We start from the raw sequence: 12,874 nt of genomic DNA on the forward strand, positions 1-12,874 counted from the left end.
GAGCCAACCACCATGCCCTCCTTCGGTCGTCCGCTGACCGAGATTCCCCCCTCGCCGCTGGTCGCGGTCGAGCGACTGCTGCGGGCCCGCGGGCACGAGACGCCGGTCGGGCTGCACCAGGGGAAGACCGTGTTCCCGCCGTGCGCCGAGCCCCGGGTCTGGGATCGCGCCGAGTTCGGGATCGAGCCGCACCAGCACGCGCCGCCCGTCGGTGTCACCGCGCTGCGCGAACGCCTCGCCGACACGGCGGGGGCGCGCCGCGGCACCCAGGTCGACCCGGACCGGATCCTGGTGACCGCCGGAGCCACGCACGCCATCGCCGTGGTGCTGCACGCGATCCTGCGGCCCGGCGACGACGTGCTCGTCCTCTCGCCGCAGTGGCTGTTCGCCACCGGCCTGGTCCACGCGGCCGGCGGTGTACCCCGCGAGGTCCCGGTGTTCCTGGAGCTGTCCGATCCGGCCACGGCACCCGGTTTCGACTTCGTCTCCGTCGTCGAGGCCGCCGTGGGCCCCCGCACCCGCGCGATCTACTTCAACAACCCCAACAACCCCACTGGTTACCGCCTCGACGAGACCCAGCTGGCCCGCCTCGTCGACCTGGCCGAGCGGCACGACCTGTGGCTGATCGCCGACAACGCCTATGAGAACTACGACTTCTCGCCCGACGGCTTCATCGATCCGGCCACCGTCGGCAGGGCCGACGCGCGCACCTTCTCGGTGTACTCGGGCAGCAAGACGTACGCGATGCCCGGCGCCCGCGTCGGCCACCTCATCTCCCCGCCCGGCTGCACCGAGACGCTGACCAAGTGGTCGCTGCACACCCTGTACTCGGTGTCCACGGCCGCCCAGTTCGCCCTGTACGAGGCCCTGTCCACCTCGCCGGCCGAGCTCGCCGCCCGCCGCCGGCTCGCCGCCGAGGCCGGCCGGCTCGCCGACGAGACGCTGGAGATCCCGCACACCGCACTCGCCGGCGGCCTCTACACCTTCCTCGATCTGCGGGCGTACGGCAGCGGCGAGGAGTTCGTCCGCCGCTGCGCCGAGGAGGGCGTCGGACTCGCGCCCGGCAGGGTCTTCGGCGAGCACTGCACGGACTGGGCCCGTCTGTGCTTCACCGCCGCGCCCCCGCAGACCCTGCGCGAAGCCGTCCACCGCATCAACAAGGTCTACTGGGAAGGCATCGCATGAGCGCCGATCTGACCGCGCCGCCCCTGACCGGCGCCCTCGCGCCCTACCTGTGGCGCCACGAGTCGCCGGCCCAGCTCGGCCTGAAGATCAACGCCTACCGGGGCTACGAGATCGAGGGACTGGCCAAGGCGCTGCGGGCGCCCGACCTGGTCGACAGTCCCGTCGAGTGCGTGATGGTCGGCGACTCCTACTTCATGACCCACCTCGGCCGCTCCACCACCGTCATGTCCGGGGCGGCCGAATGCGACTGGGCGCTGTCGACCATGGCCGGCCTGGTCGCCGAGGTGCGCGAGGCGATGGACCGGGAGTTCACCCCGTCCCGGACCCCGTTCCTCCTCGCCGACCTGCCCGACGGTGCCACCGCGAGCCCCGCCGCCGCCCGCGCGGCCGCCGCCCGGTTCGCCGGGGCCGGCGCCGACGCGGTGAAGATCGAGGTGGTCGGTGCGGACCAACTGCGCTGCGTGGAGGCGGTCGCCGCCACCGGCCTGCCCACCCTCGCGCACCTCGGCTACACGCCCCAGCTCACCGGCCTGGGCCGGCACGGGGAGGCCGTGGACGACGCGCTGGAGCTGTTCGCGCAGGCCCGCCGGGCGCGGGACGCGGGCGCCTGCGGCCTGATCGTGGAGATGGTGAGCGAGCCGGTCAACCAGGCGCTGAGCCGCCCCCACCCGGCCGGTCTGCCCGTCTACTCCGTGTTCAGCGGCCGGGCCCGCTGGGGCGGACAGAGCCTCAACCTGTGGGACGCGGTGGTGCGCCCCGCCAAGCAGGGCCGTTACTTCCCGCCGACGGCCACCATCGACGCCGCCGACGTGCCCGAGGCCTACACCCCCGACCTCATCGCGGACCGGATGCGCGAACTGATCCGGCTCACCCTCGCGGGCTGGTTCCCGCTCTCCCCGCGCACCGCGCTCGACGCCCGCCAGGCCGCGCGGATCACCGACACCGATCCCTGGAGCGTGTCATGACCGTCACCGACCCGACGCCCGCCACCACGGTCTTCGACGAGCTCGAATCGGCCGTACGGACCTACTGCCGCCGCTTCCCGGCGGTCTTCACCCGCGCCTCGGGCCACCGCATGTGGGACGAACAGGGCCACGAGTACGTCGACTTCCTCTCCGGCGCCGGCGCGCTCAACTACGGCCACAACCCGGCAGAGGCGAAGGCGGCCCTCGTCGACTACCTGCTCGCCGACGGCCCGGCACACGGCCTCGACCTCCACACGTCGGCCAAGGCCCGCTTCCTGGAGCGGTTCCGGGACGTCGTCCTCGCGCCCCGCGGGCTCGACCACCGCGTCCAGTTCACCGGCCCCACCGGCACCAACGCCGTCGAGGCCGCCTTCAAGACCGCCCGCAGGGTCACCGGCCGCACCGACATCGTCGCCTTCACCGGCGGCTTCCACGGCCTGTCGCTCGGCGCGCTGGCCGCCTCCGCCACCGCCTTCAAACGCGGCGCCGCCGGCGTACCGCTCGGCCATGTCACGCGCATGCCCTACGACGGCTACTTCGGCGCGGACGTCGACACCGTCGACCACCTCACCCGGCTCCTCGACGACCCGGGCAGCGGCATCGACAAGCCCGCCGCCTTCGTCGTCGAGACCGTGCAGGGCGAGGGCGGGCTGGCCACGGCGAGTCCCGCGTGGCTGCGCCGGCTCGCCGAGGCCGCCCGCGCACGGGACATCCTGCTGATCGTCGACGACATCCAGGCCGGCTGCGGCCGTACCGGCACCTTCTTCAGCTTCGAGGAAGCGGGCATCGTGCCCGACCTGATCTGTCTGTCGAAGTCCATCAGCGGCTACGGCCTGCCCATGGCGCTCACCCTGGTCCGCGCCGAGCTCGACCTGCTCGGCCCAGGTGAGCACAGCGGCACCTTCCGCGGCAACAACCTGGCCTTCGTCACCGCCGCCGCCTGCCTGGAGCACTGGGCCGACCCCGCCTTCACCGCCCGGGTCCGAGGCCGGGCCGCCCTGCTGGAGGATCTCCTGGGCGAACTGGCCGAGAAACACCGGGACCTGGGCTGCGCCGTCCGCGGCCGAGGGCTGATCCGCGGGCTCGCCTTCACCGACGACGGCCTCGCCGACCGCGTCTCCCGGGCCGCCTTCGACCGGGGGCTGCTGGTGGAGACCTCGGGCGCGCGGGGCGAGGTCCTGAAGATCATGCCGCCCCTCGTCATCGACGAGGACGGCCTGCGGCACGGCCTCGCAATCCTCGCCGGCGCGATCGAGTCGGCCTCACCGGAGGGGGAACAGCGGTGACCGTCCTGAACGAGCACACCCATGAACCGGACTCCGACGACGGCGAGTTCGGGCACATCGACGAGACCGTGCTGCGCCGCATCGCCGACGCCTGGCCACGCCGCGCGACCATCCGCACCGACCTCGACCGCATCGCCGAGCCCGAGGAGTACGACGAGTCGCTCCCCGACTACCCGGAACGGCTGCTGCCGTTCGCCCAGCACCCGCTCTTCCTGGCCGCCACTCCCGAACAGCGCCAGAAGGTGCTGACGATGGCCTGGCTGGTCTACAACGAGCGCGTCATCGCGGCCGAGGAGTACGTCGCCAACCCCACCTTCGCCATGATCATGCACGGCGCCTTCCCGGGCGCCGAGGGCGTCCACCTCAAGCGGGCCGTGCAGCAGACCCATGTCGACGAGGTCTGGCACACGTACATGCACATGGTCGCCATGCAGCGCACCCGCGAAATCCGGGCCGTCACCGGCGAGCCGCGCTACCCGCACACCGTCACCTACCGCCGGCTCCTCGAGGCCGATGCGAAGGTGAGCGAGCAGTGGGAGCGGGACCTGCTCAAGCTCGTCTGGACGACCGTCTCCGAGATCAGCGTCAACGCCTACCTGGAACTGCTCTCCCGCGACGAGTCCGTCCAGCCGCTGCACACGCTCGTCCCCCGGCTGCACGCCCGCGACGAGTCCGCGCACTCCTCCGTGATGGTCGAGGTCGCCAAGGCGCTGTACGTCCACCTCAACGAGGAGCAGCGTAGGGCGTTCACCGAGAACCTGCCCAAGGCGCTGCACGCCTTCGTCGCCCAGGACTTCGAGGTGTGGCCCGGCATCCTTGAGCACGCGGGCATCGAGCGCGCCGCCGAGATCGTCGCCGACTGCCGCGCCCAGGCCGGCAACGGGCTGCTGGTCCGCGACTTCTCCGGCGTACGGCGGATCGTCCGGGAGATGGAGCTGGAGGACCGCGTGGACTTCGACTTCGGAACGGACTGACGTGAAGCTGAGCCGACTCCCCGCGGGCGGTGGCCGACTGGCCGCGGCCGCCCTGGTCCAGTCGCTGGGCATCGGCCTGTTCATGGCGTCCTCCGTGGCGTTCTTCACCCGCCAGGTGGGCCTGACGGCGAACCAGGTCGGCGTGGGCCTCGCCAGTGCGGGCGCCGTTGCGCTCGCCGTGTCGCTGTTCGGCGGCGAACTCGCCGACCGGTACGGCGCGCGACGCGTCCTCGCGGTGCTGTACGCGGCCCGCGCGGCCTGCTGTGTGACGTACGCCTTCGTGACCTCCTTCTGGCAGTTCCTGGGCGTCACCCTGCTGGCCGTCGCGGTGGACCGGGCCGCGCCGCCCGTCCTCCAGGCCCTGGTGGCCGGATCCGTCCCCGCCCAGCGGGAGCGGACCCGGGTGCTCGCGATGATCAACGTGGTGCGCAACGTCGGGCTCGGCGTCGGTGCGATGGCCGCGGGCGCGGCCCTGGTCAGCGACACCCTGCTCGCCTACCAGGTCACCTTCGGGTTGATCGGCCTCGCCTTCCTCGGGGGCGCGGCGCTGGTGCTGCGGGTGCGGGAGAACGAGCGTCCGGTCGCCCGGGAGCGGGCCACGTGGGCGCTGCCGTACCCGCGCTATCTCGCGCTGACCGGGCTGAACTTCCTGCTGACCTTCTTCGACGCCCTGCTGCTTGTGGCGATGCCGGTCTGGGTGCTGGAGCACACGGACGCGCCGCGGGTCACCGTGTCCGTCCTGTTCGCGTTGAACACCGGGCTGGTCGTCGTCCTGCAGATCCCCGTCAGCCGGTTCGCCGACGGGCTGCGGCGCACCAGCCGCCTGCTGGCCTGCGCCGGAGCGGTGCTCGCCGCTGCCGGTCTGTGCTTCGCGGCGGCCGGTGGCGCGAGCGGCTGGGTCGCGATCGGCTGGCTGGGCGCGGCCGTCGTGGCGCTGTCGCTGGGGGAGGTCATGGCCAACTCGGCGGGCTGGGAACTGTCCATCGTGCTGGCACCGGCCGAGGCGCGCGGCCGCTATCTGGCGGTCTTCAACCTGGGGCTGTCCGCGGAGCGGGTGCTCGGGCCGGTGGTGGTCACCGGTCTGCTGCTCGGCGCGGGCACGCTCGGCTGGGTCGGGGCGGCCGCGGTCTTCCTGTTCGCGGGCGTCGCCGGTGAGCGGGTCGCCCTCGGCGCCGGGGCCCGCGCCCCGGCACCCGCCGAGACCTGAGCCGGGGACGCGGAGAACCGGGCGGCGCGAGGGCGCGCGGGACGCGGCAGCAGACGCGTCCCGGTGGAATGAACGAACTGGACGGAACGGACGGAAGGATGGGTCGGACCATGCGGGTGGGTTTCGCCGGACTCGGAGCGATGGGCGGCGGGATGTGCCGCCGGCTCGCGGACAGCGGGCACGAGGTGAGCGTCTTCGATCTCGATGTGGAAGCGGTACGCCGTGCGGCGGCACACCCCGGCGTCACGGCCGCGTCGGACGTGCCGGGCCTGGCCGCCCCGGTGGTCGTCACGATGCTGCCCGACGGCGCTGCCGTCCGGCAGGTGGCCGAGGCGCTGCTGCCCGCGCTCGAACCGGGCGCCCTGATCGTCGACACCGGCTCCTCGGCACCCGCCGACACGCTCGAACTCGGCCGCCGAGCCGCCGAGTTCGGGGTCGCCGTGGTGGACGCCCCGGTCTCCGGCAGCCCCGCCGCCGCCCGCGCGGGCGAACTCACCCTGATGGCCGCGGGCGACACCGACGCCCTCGACCTTGCCGAGGAGGTGCTGTCCGCCCTCGGCCGGCCGCACCGGGTCGGCCCGCCCGGCGCCGGCCACGCGCTGAAGGCGCTCAACAACCTGCTGTCGGCGGTCAACCTGGCCGCCGTGGCCGAAGTCATGCTCGCCGGGCGGGCGTTCGGCCTGGAGCCGGACGTCATGCTGGAGGTGATCAACGCCTCCACCGGCCGCAACCACGCCTCGCAGACCAAGCTGCCCGACCATGTGCTGCCCGGCACCTTCGACTCGGGCTTCGCGCTGCGGCTGATGCTCAAGGACATCCGTATCGCCGCCGGACTGCAGGCCGACGCGGGCGGACCGGCCCCGTTCGGCACCGCCTGCCGGGAGTTGTGGGAGCGGGCCGGGGCCGAACTGCCCGCGGGTGCCGACAACGTCGAGGTCGTCCGCTGGCTGGAAGACGCCGCGGGACGGGAGCTGCGGGCATGAGCGACACCATCAGGCGCATCGCGATCATCGGCGGCACTCCGGCCGCCCTGCGCAAGGCCCGCGCCGCGGGCTTCGAGGTGGTCTGGATCCACCAGCCGGGGGAGCTGGCCGCCGAGGGCCTCGCCGAGGTCTCCGAGGCCCTGCTGACGGACTACCGGGAACCTGACGCCGTCGTCGCACTGCTCCGTGCGCTGCACGACCGGCGCCCTCTCGAACGGGTCGTCTCGATGATCGAGGACGGGCTGGAGACGGCCGCGGCGGCGACGACCGCCCTGGACCTGCCCGGCGCCGGGCTCGACGTCGTCCGCATGCTCCAGGACAAGCTGGCCTTCCGAACCCTTCTCGGCGGGAGCGGAGTGGACGCCACCGCGGCCCGCCTCGGCCGCGGCGAGGACGACCTGCGCGCGTTCGTCGAGACCTACGGCCCCGCGGTGATCAAACCGCGCTACGGCTCCGGAAGCATCGGCGTGCGCCTCGTGCACGGGCTCGCGGACGTGCCCGCCGTGGCCGCGTGGGCCCGCGAGTTCGGGCTGCACACCTTCCTGATGGAGGAATACCTGGAGGGCCCGGAGATCAGCGTCGAGGCCTTCTCCTACGGCGGACGCCATGTCGTCCTCGCACACACCGCGAAGGAGATCCTCGACTCCCTCGTCGAGATCGGCCACGTCCAGCCCGCCGGGCGGGCCCCGGAGCTCGCCGCGCAGGTGGACGATCTCGTGGTGCGCATGCTCGACGCCGTCGGCCTCCAGGACGGCCCCTCCCACACGGAGATCAAACTCACCCCGGACGGCCCCCGCCTCGTGGAGTCCCACAACCGGCGCGGCGGCGACCGGATCGCCGACCTCGTCCACGAGGTGTACGGCATCGACATCGACGCCCTGGCCTACCTCTGGTACGCGGGCGCCACCGAGCCCGTGCTGCCCGGCGCCGCCCGGTGCGGTGCCGCCATCCGGTTCCTGACCGCCGAGCCGGGCGTCGTCGAGTCCGTCGACGGGGCCGAGGCCGTACGAGCCGACCCGGACGTCGTCGACCTGCACATCGGCGTCTCGCCCGGGGACACGGTGCAGCCCATCGCCTGGTCGTACGACCGCTGCGGGCTGCTCATCGTCCGGGCCGCGGACGCCGACGAGGCGCGGCACAGGGCGCGCGAGCTGGCCTCGTCGATCACCATCCGGACCACACCCCGCGAGACGGCCGGGCACCTGCGTCCCATCACGGCGGTGGCCCCCCGCCCGGATCGGCTGATCGGGCCGTCAGAGACGGAAGAAGACCGCATGGCGACGTCGGAGAAGGGCTGAACGGCTCATGGGCAAGCTCTACGCGTCACTGACCCCGGCGCTGCGGTCCTTCGTCACCAGGTCGCCGATGTTCTTCGTGGCCACGGCACCGCTCGCCGCCGACGGCCGTGTCAACGTGTCGCCGAAGGGCGGCATGGACACGTTCGCCGTGCTCGACGACACCACGGTGGCCTATCTCGATCTCATCGGCTCGGGCGCGGAGACCATCGCGCACCTGCGGGAGAGCGGCCGGATCACCCTGATGTTCTGCTCCTTCACCGCCCGCCCGAAGATCGTGCGGCTGTACGGCGAGGGCCGCTGCGTCTTTCCCGACGCCCCCGAATGGGAGGGCCTCGTCGGGCACTTCGGCAGCCATCCGATCCCGCGCTCCGTCGTCGTGGTCTCCCTCGACCGCATCGCCGACTCCTGCGGCTTCACGGTCCCGGAGATGACCCTCGTACGGGAGCGGGACCTGCAGGACAAGTGGGGCGAACGTAAGACGCAGACACAGCTGGAGGAGTACATGCGCCAGAAGAACTCCCTCAGCATCGACGGCCTCCTGGCCCGCCCGCACCTCGACTGATCTCTGCGCTCAGGCTGTCACGCAGGCGAAAGCGCCATGCAAAGGGCGGGATTCCGTGCTCTGGAAGGTGAATCCGCTGCGCGCGGGTTCGAGGCCTGTTGGCGAGTTGGAGAGATCGGCTCGGAAGCCGGCTGGGCTTGTCCATCCAGGACGCGTTCAACCCTCACGCAGCGGAGTGTCGAGGCGTCGCTCGAGGACGAGGAACGGTGGGCTTCCGGCCGTCTGCCGGAGCGGGTTGAGGGCTATGCTGCTGTACGGACGTCCCAGACCCCGGCGGCTTGTCGTTGCTCGATACAGATGGTTGCGGGGAGCGGATCTTCCGTCCGTCACCCGGCGCATCCCTGGAGGGAACTGGGTGGGTCCGCTGTCCTGTCGCACAGGTTGCAGGGCCGGTCGATGCTCCGCCTCCGTCGAACGTACGCCCCTGCCAGGAGCGCGCCGAGAGGGCCGGGAATGCCGGTGTCACCGCGTGCGCTGCCGGATGGTCTTCCGAACCGAGGCGTCATGCCTTTCCCACAGCTCACCATCCACCGCCGTGACCGAGGGAACCGGGCGCTGATCACCCTGGCCGGTGAGATCGACCTGGAATCGGCGCTGCTGGTGCGCACGGCACTGGCGCTGTGCCTGCGCGACGGCATCCGCACCGTCGATGTCGACCTCACCCCCGTCACCTTCTGCGACTGCAGCGGCCTCAACGCCTTCCTGTACGCCGCGCAGAAGACCGCCGAGGCCGGCGGGACCCTGCGACTGCACCACCCGCCACCGACACTGGGCCTGATTCTCGACTTCACCGGCTGCGGGTTTCTGCTCCGCGGCCCTCCGCCCGGGCATCTGGCACCTCCTCTCGGGGATGTCCCGGCCCCGACCACCGAAGCCCCGCCGCACCGGCCCGTTCCGCTGGGCTCCGTGCTCTCGGGTGATGCGCGGTGACGGCCCGGTCGGAGCGGGGGCGGCAACGCGAGCCCCGTGGCAGCGAGCCGGCCACCATGGACGCGGTCCTGTTGCGTCGGGTGAACCGTTGGCACGCGCAGGGCGTGAGCGAGAAACTCGTCGATCTGTACGTGGATTCCCGCGGTACGCCTCCCCGTGAGGCGTACCGCCCTCCCGGCCGCCATGACTTTCTGAACCGTCTCACCGCCGAGATCCGTCGGCCGGGGTTCGCCATGGTGATCGCGGAGACGGACGGCCTGGTGGGATGCGCTTTCGGATTCCCGGTGCGCAGCGACGGCTCCTGGTGGCTCGGGTTCGACGGGGCGCTGCCGCGCGGCATCGAGCAACTCACCGAGTCGGGCGGAGTCTTCGCGATCACCGACCTCCTGGTCCGCCCGCATCCGCAGGACCAGGACGTGGCTCGCCGGTTGCAGGAGCGGCTGCTGACCGACCACCAGGCGTCGCTCGGCGCCACCCTGGTGGACCGGGCCGATCACCCGGCCCTCGCCGCGCTCCGCTCCTGGGGATGGCTGGACGTGGGAGAGATCTGGAGGCCGGTCAGCGCCACGCTGCTCCGCGCGCTGGTCCTTCCGGTCGGGGAGCGAACCGCGGCGCGGCCGGCAGGACTTGCGCACGATGCCTGGACCCGGTGGCCCGGATGAGGTCCGACAGCCGCTCGGCGCGGATTCAGGCGCTGGTCGCCGTGCAGGCGGCGCGACGCGGTGCCCGGGTCGGTGTGGTGGACGTGTGCACCGCGGCCGTGGCCGCGCTCCCGGTCGGCGGGGCCGGACTGTCGGCGATGTCCCGCACCGCGGCGAGTCATCCGCTGTGCAGCACCGACGACATCAGCGAGCAACTGGAGGAGTTGCAGCTCACGTTGGGCGAGGGGCCCTGCGTGGACGCCTTCACCCATGGCTCGGCCGTCCTGACGCCCGATCTGCTGACCGGTGCACTGCAGGACCGTTGGATGGTGTTCGCGGATGCGGCCCTGGACGCAGGGGCACGCGCCGTGTTCGCGCTGCCCCTGCAGATGGGGGCGATCAGCCCGGGAGTCCTGGACCTGTACGCCGATGTGCCGACCGTGCTGGACGCCGAGGAACTGGCCGACGCGCTGGCCTTCGCCGATCTCGCGACGCTGCTCCTGCTCGATGCGCGGATCGAGGAGACGAGCGTGCCGGCCGGCGGGCCGTCACCGGACCGCGGGTTCGAGGACCTGGGTGCGTACCGGGCGGAGATCGACCAGGCGACCGGCATCCTCACCGTCCAGCTCGGCGTCGGCATCGACGAGGCCTTCGTCCGGCTGCGCGCCTACGCCTTCATGCAGGGACGCCGGCTCGCCGACGTGGCCGCCGACGTGGTGGCCCGTCGGCTCCGCTTCTCCCCTGACGCGGAACCCGGACGGTCCGACGAGGAGCCCTGATGTACCGGTGCCGTCCGACGTACGTCCCGCACTTCCCGCCCCTTCCCGGCGGGACCAGTCTCCATCGAGGGTGCTTACGATGAATCAGCAGCTCCTGGCCAAGACCTTCGTCGAGCTGGCGGACAACCTGGTCGCCGACTTCGACCTGATCGATTTCCTGCGCCTGCTCACCGACCGCAGCGTAGGGCTGCTCGGCGTGAGTGCCGCCGGTGTGCTGCTCGCGGACCGCGACGGCGAACTACGCGTGATGGCCGCCTCCGACGAACAGGTACGGCTGCTGGAGCTCTTCCAGCTCCAGAACGACGAGGGCCCCTGCCTGGAGTGCTTCCGCACCGGCACCTCCGTGATCGTCCCCGACCTGACCCGGGAGGTCGACCGCTGGCCGCGCTTCGTCACGGCGGCCCACCGCAGCGGCTTCGGGTCGGTCCAGGCGCTGCCCATGCGCCTGCGGGACGAGGTCGTCGGCGCCCTGAACCTCTTCCGCGCCGCCCCCGGCCCCTTCGACCCGGCGGGCACACTCGTCGCCCAGGCCCTGGCCGACGTCGCCACCATCAGCCTCCTGCAACAACGCACCGCCCAGCGCAGCAACGTCCTCAACGAGCAGCTGCAGAACGCGCTGAACAGCCGCGTACTGATCGAACAGGCCAAGGGCAAACTCGCCGAACGCCAGGGCATCGACATGGAACGGGCGTTCACCGCGCTGCGTGGTTACGCCCGCGCGCACAACCGCCGCCTGTCCGACCTGGCCCGAGCCTTCATCGACGACTCCGAACCGCTCCCCGGACTGGGGGCCTGACCCGGTCCGGGGAGGGGTTCGCGGTCCGTACGGCCGCCGCCGCACCGCGGCGGCGGCCGTACGTGGCGCGAGGATGGGAGGCCCCCCTCCACCGTGTCCTCGCGCGCTGCCCTCCGCGGCGGCGGGACTGGTGGGAACACCCCGTCTGGAAAATGCCGGGAGGACGGAGGCTGGAGCCGCGCACTCCGGCGATGCGGCTCCGGCCGGGCCTGGTTTCCGACTCAGGGGCTGGGAGCCTGGGTGGGGAGACTCGCTGGTACCTGACACGGTCGCAGTCCCGTCTTCCCTGCGTGGAGCCTAGAGCAGATACATGCGAAGCGGAACAGGGCGGTTCGCAGCCCCCTCTCGAACAGGCTCCCGCGACACAACCGCGGCTGCCCACGGAGGGCGTGCGGGGAAGGCGACGCGAGCAGCGACACCCGGTCGCACACTCACCGTCCGGCTGCCTGGGCCACAGCGGTCCCGCGCTCCCAACGGGCTCCGGCGAGGCGCCGATCCGGGGCTATGCTGCTGTACAGACGTCCCGGACCCAGGCGCCGCACCGCCCGTCGGCCACGACGGCACTCCCGTACATCTCCCGGTCTTCTGAACCGAGGCGCCCCATGCGCAGTCCGCGGCACCCACACGAACCCGAAGGCTCAGAGCGTCCCTTCCTGGACACGGTGCGGCTGCGACGACTGAACCGCTGGCAGGCCGAGGGACTGCGGGAGGACCTGGCGGATCTGTATGTGGAGTCGTCCGTCACCCCGCCCGGCGAGGAGTTCCGCGGCCGGCAGGAGTTCCTGCGCCGGCTGGAGCGCGACGTACAACTGCCGGGATTCGACATGCTGGTCGCCGAGGCAGAGGGTTTGACCGGCTGTGTCTCAGGGATCCCCGTGCCGCGCGACGGCTCCTGGTGGCAGGGGTTCGACGGACCGATGCCGCAGAACCTGGAGCAACTGACCGCGTCCGGGCACGTCTTCGCGATCCTCGAAACCGTCGTCCATCCGCACCAGCACGCCCGCGGGCTCGCCCGCCGGCTCCAGGAGCGGCTGCTCGCCGACCACCAGTCCTCGCTCGGTGTCACCTTGGTGAACCAGTCCGACCGTTCGGCCTGTGCCGCTTTCAAGGACCGGGGCTGGCAGGAGGCGGGGCAGATCCACCGCCTGCCCGGTCCAACGGCCCTGTGGGTGCTGGTTCTTCCTCTCGGCGAGCGCACGGATGATCATCCGGACGGCCTCGCTCACAACCCCCGGACCCAACGGCCCGAATAGCCGCCCGCAGCGGTG

The 12,874-nt window shown here is 72.2% G+C and carries 13 protein-coding genes; all 13 read left to right on the plus strand.

The genetic code is table 11. The features are described from left to right. The first annotated feature begins 12 nt into the window (after positions 1–12). The 13 genes from OG303_RS33595 (at position 13) to OG303_RS33655 (ending at position 12,859) form a co-directional block, all read left to right on the plus strand. Positions 13–1,185 carry a pyridoxal phosphate-dependent aminotransferase gene (locus tag OG303_RS33595; RefSeq protein WP_405873147.1) on the plus strand — a complete coding sequence of 391 codons (1,173 nt, stop codon included), beginning with the start codon at positions 13–15 and terminating at the stop codon, positions 1,183–1,185. Then, complete coding sequence (locus OG303_RS33600) at positions 1,182–2,150, plus strand: 3-methyl-2-oxobutanoate hydroxymethyltransferase (RefSeq protein ID WP_405873149.1); 969 nt, start codon at positions 1,182–1,184, stop codon at positions 2,148–2,150. The genes OG303_RS33595 and OG303_RS33600 overlap by 4 nt, the downstream gene beginning before the upstream one ends. Next, positions 2,147–3,436, plus strand: coding sequence for a diaminobutyrate--2-oxoglutarate transaminase (gene ectB / locus OG303_RS33605; protein WP_405873150.1), 1,290 nt, complete (start codon positions 2,147–2,149; stop codon positions 3,434–3,436). Before OG303_RS33600 ends, ectB begins: the two co-directional genes overlap by 4 nt. Further along, entirely contained in the window at positions 3,433–4,410 is a 978-nt protein-coding gene (locus tag OG303_RS33610; protein WP_405873152.1) for a diiron oxygenase, read from the plus strand. Before ectB ends, OG303_RS33610 begins: the two co-directional genes overlap by 4 nt. 1 nt (position 4,411) lies before the next feature. Beyond that, on the plus strand, positions 4,412–5,617 hold the full coding sequence (locus tag OG303_RS33615) for an MFS transporter (protein ID WP_405873153.1): 1,206 nt from the start codon (positions 4,412–4,414) through the stop codon (positions 5,615–5,617). 110 nt (positions 5,618–5,727) lie between these two features. Beyond that, on the plus strand, positions 5,728–6,600 hold the full coding sequence (locus OG303_RS33620; RefSeq protein WP_405873154.1) for an NAD(P)-dependent oxidoreductase: 873 nt from the start codon (positions 5,728–5,730) through the stop codon (positions 6,598–6,600). Continuing rightward, positions 6,597–7,898 carry an ATP-grasp domain-containing protein gene (locus OG303_RS33625; RefSeq protein ID WP_405873155.1) on the plus strand — a complete coding sequence of 434 codons (1,302 nt, stop codon included), beginning with the start codon at positions 6,597–6,599 and terminating at the stop codon, positions 7,896–7,898. The genes OG303_RS33620 and OG303_RS33625 overlap by 4 nt, the downstream gene beginning before the upstream one ends. Before the next feature lie 7 nt (positions 7,899–7,905). Then, on the plus strand, positions 7,906–8,460 hold the full coding sequence (locus OG303_RS33630) for a pyridoxamine 5'-phosphate oxidase family protein (protein WP_405873156.1): 555 nt from the start codon (positions 7,906–7,908) through the stop codon (positions 8,458–8,460). Between the two features lie 504 nt (positions 8,461–8,964). Continuing rightward, positions 8,965–9,390 carry an STAS domain-containing protein gene (locus tag OG303_RS33635; protein ID WP_405873157.1) on the plus strand — a complete coding sequence of 142 codons (426 nt, stop codon included), beginning with the start codon at positions 8,965–8,967 and terminating at the stop codon, positions 9,388–9,390. Further along, the gene (locus OG303_RS33640) at positions 9,387–10,052 is read left to right on the plus strand and encodes a hypothetical protein (protein WP_405873159.1); all 666 of its coding nucleotides are present in this window, start codon (positions 9,387–9,389) and stop codon (positions 10,050–10,052) included. Before OG303_RS33635 ends, OG303_RS33640 begins: the two co-directional genes overlap by 4 nt. Beyond that, a complete protein-coding gene (locus OG303_RS33645) occupies positions 10,049–10,810 on the plus strand; it encodes an ANTAR domain-containing protein (RefSeq protein WP_405873161.1) in 762 nt (253 codons plus the stop codon). Before OG303_RS33640 ends, OG303_RS33645 begins: the two co-directional genes overlap by 4 nt. A 79-nt stretch (positions 10,811–10,889) precedes the next feature. After that, positions 10,890–11,606, plus strand: coding sequence for a GAF and ANTAR domain-containing protein (locus OG303_RS33650; protein WP_405873162.1), 717 nt, complete (start codon positions 10,890–10,892; stop codon positions 11,604–11,606). 662 nt (positions 11,607–12,268) lie between these two features. Beyond that, positions 12,269–12,859: a hypothetical protein gene (locus OG303_RS33655; RefSeq protein ID WP_405873163.1), complete on the plus strand. Its 591-nt coding sequence runs from the start codon at positions 12,269–12,271 to the stop codon at positions 12,857–12,859. The last annotated feature ends 15 nt before the right edge of the window (positions 12,860–12,874 follow it).

Origin of the sequence: Streptomyces sp. NBC_00005 (assembly GCF_045160215.1) — a bacterium.
GTDB lineage: Bacteria > Actinomycetota > Actinomycetes > Streptomycetales > Streptomycetaceae > Streptomyces.

Excerpts from the sequence above, each read along its gene's own strand:
- OG303_RS33595 (WP_405873147.1), top strand. The coding sequence starts at position 13 with ATGCCCTCCTTCGGTCGTCCGCTGACCGAGATTCCCCCCTCGCCGCTG.
- OG303_RS33600 (WP_405873149.1), top strand. The coding sequence starts at position 1,182 with ATGAGCGCCGATCTGACCGCGCCGCCCCTGACCGGCGCCCTCGCGCCC.
- ectB (WP_405873150.1), top strand. The coding sequence starts at position 2,147 with ATGACCGTCACCGACCCGACGCCCGCCACCACGGTCTTCGACGAGCTC.
- OG303_RS33620 (WP_405873154.1), top strand. The coding sequence starts at position 5,728 with ATGCGGGTGGGTTTCGCCGGACTCGGAGCGATGGGCGGCGGGATGTGC.
- OG303_RS33625 (WP_405873155.1), top strand. The coding sequence starts at position 6,597 with ATGAGCGACACCATCAGGCGCATCGCGATCATCGGCGGCACTCCGGCC.
- OG303_RS33630 (WP_405873156.1), top strand. The coding sequence starts at position 7,906 with ATGGGCAAGCTCTACGCGTCACTGACCCCGGCGCTGCGGTCCTTCGTC.
- OG303_RS33635 (WP_405873157.1), top strand. The coding sequence starts at position 8,965 with ATGCCTTTCCCACAGCTCACCATCCACCGCCGTGACCGAGGGAACCGG.
- OG303_RS33645 (WP_405873161.1), top strand. The coding sequence starts at position 10,049 with ATGAGGTCCGACAGCCGCTCGGCGCGGATTCAGGCGCTGGTCGCCGTG.
- OG303_RS33650 (WP_405873162.1), top strand. The coding sequence starts at position 10,890 with ATGAATCAGCAGCTCCTGGCCAAGACCTTCGTCGAGCTGGCGGACAAC.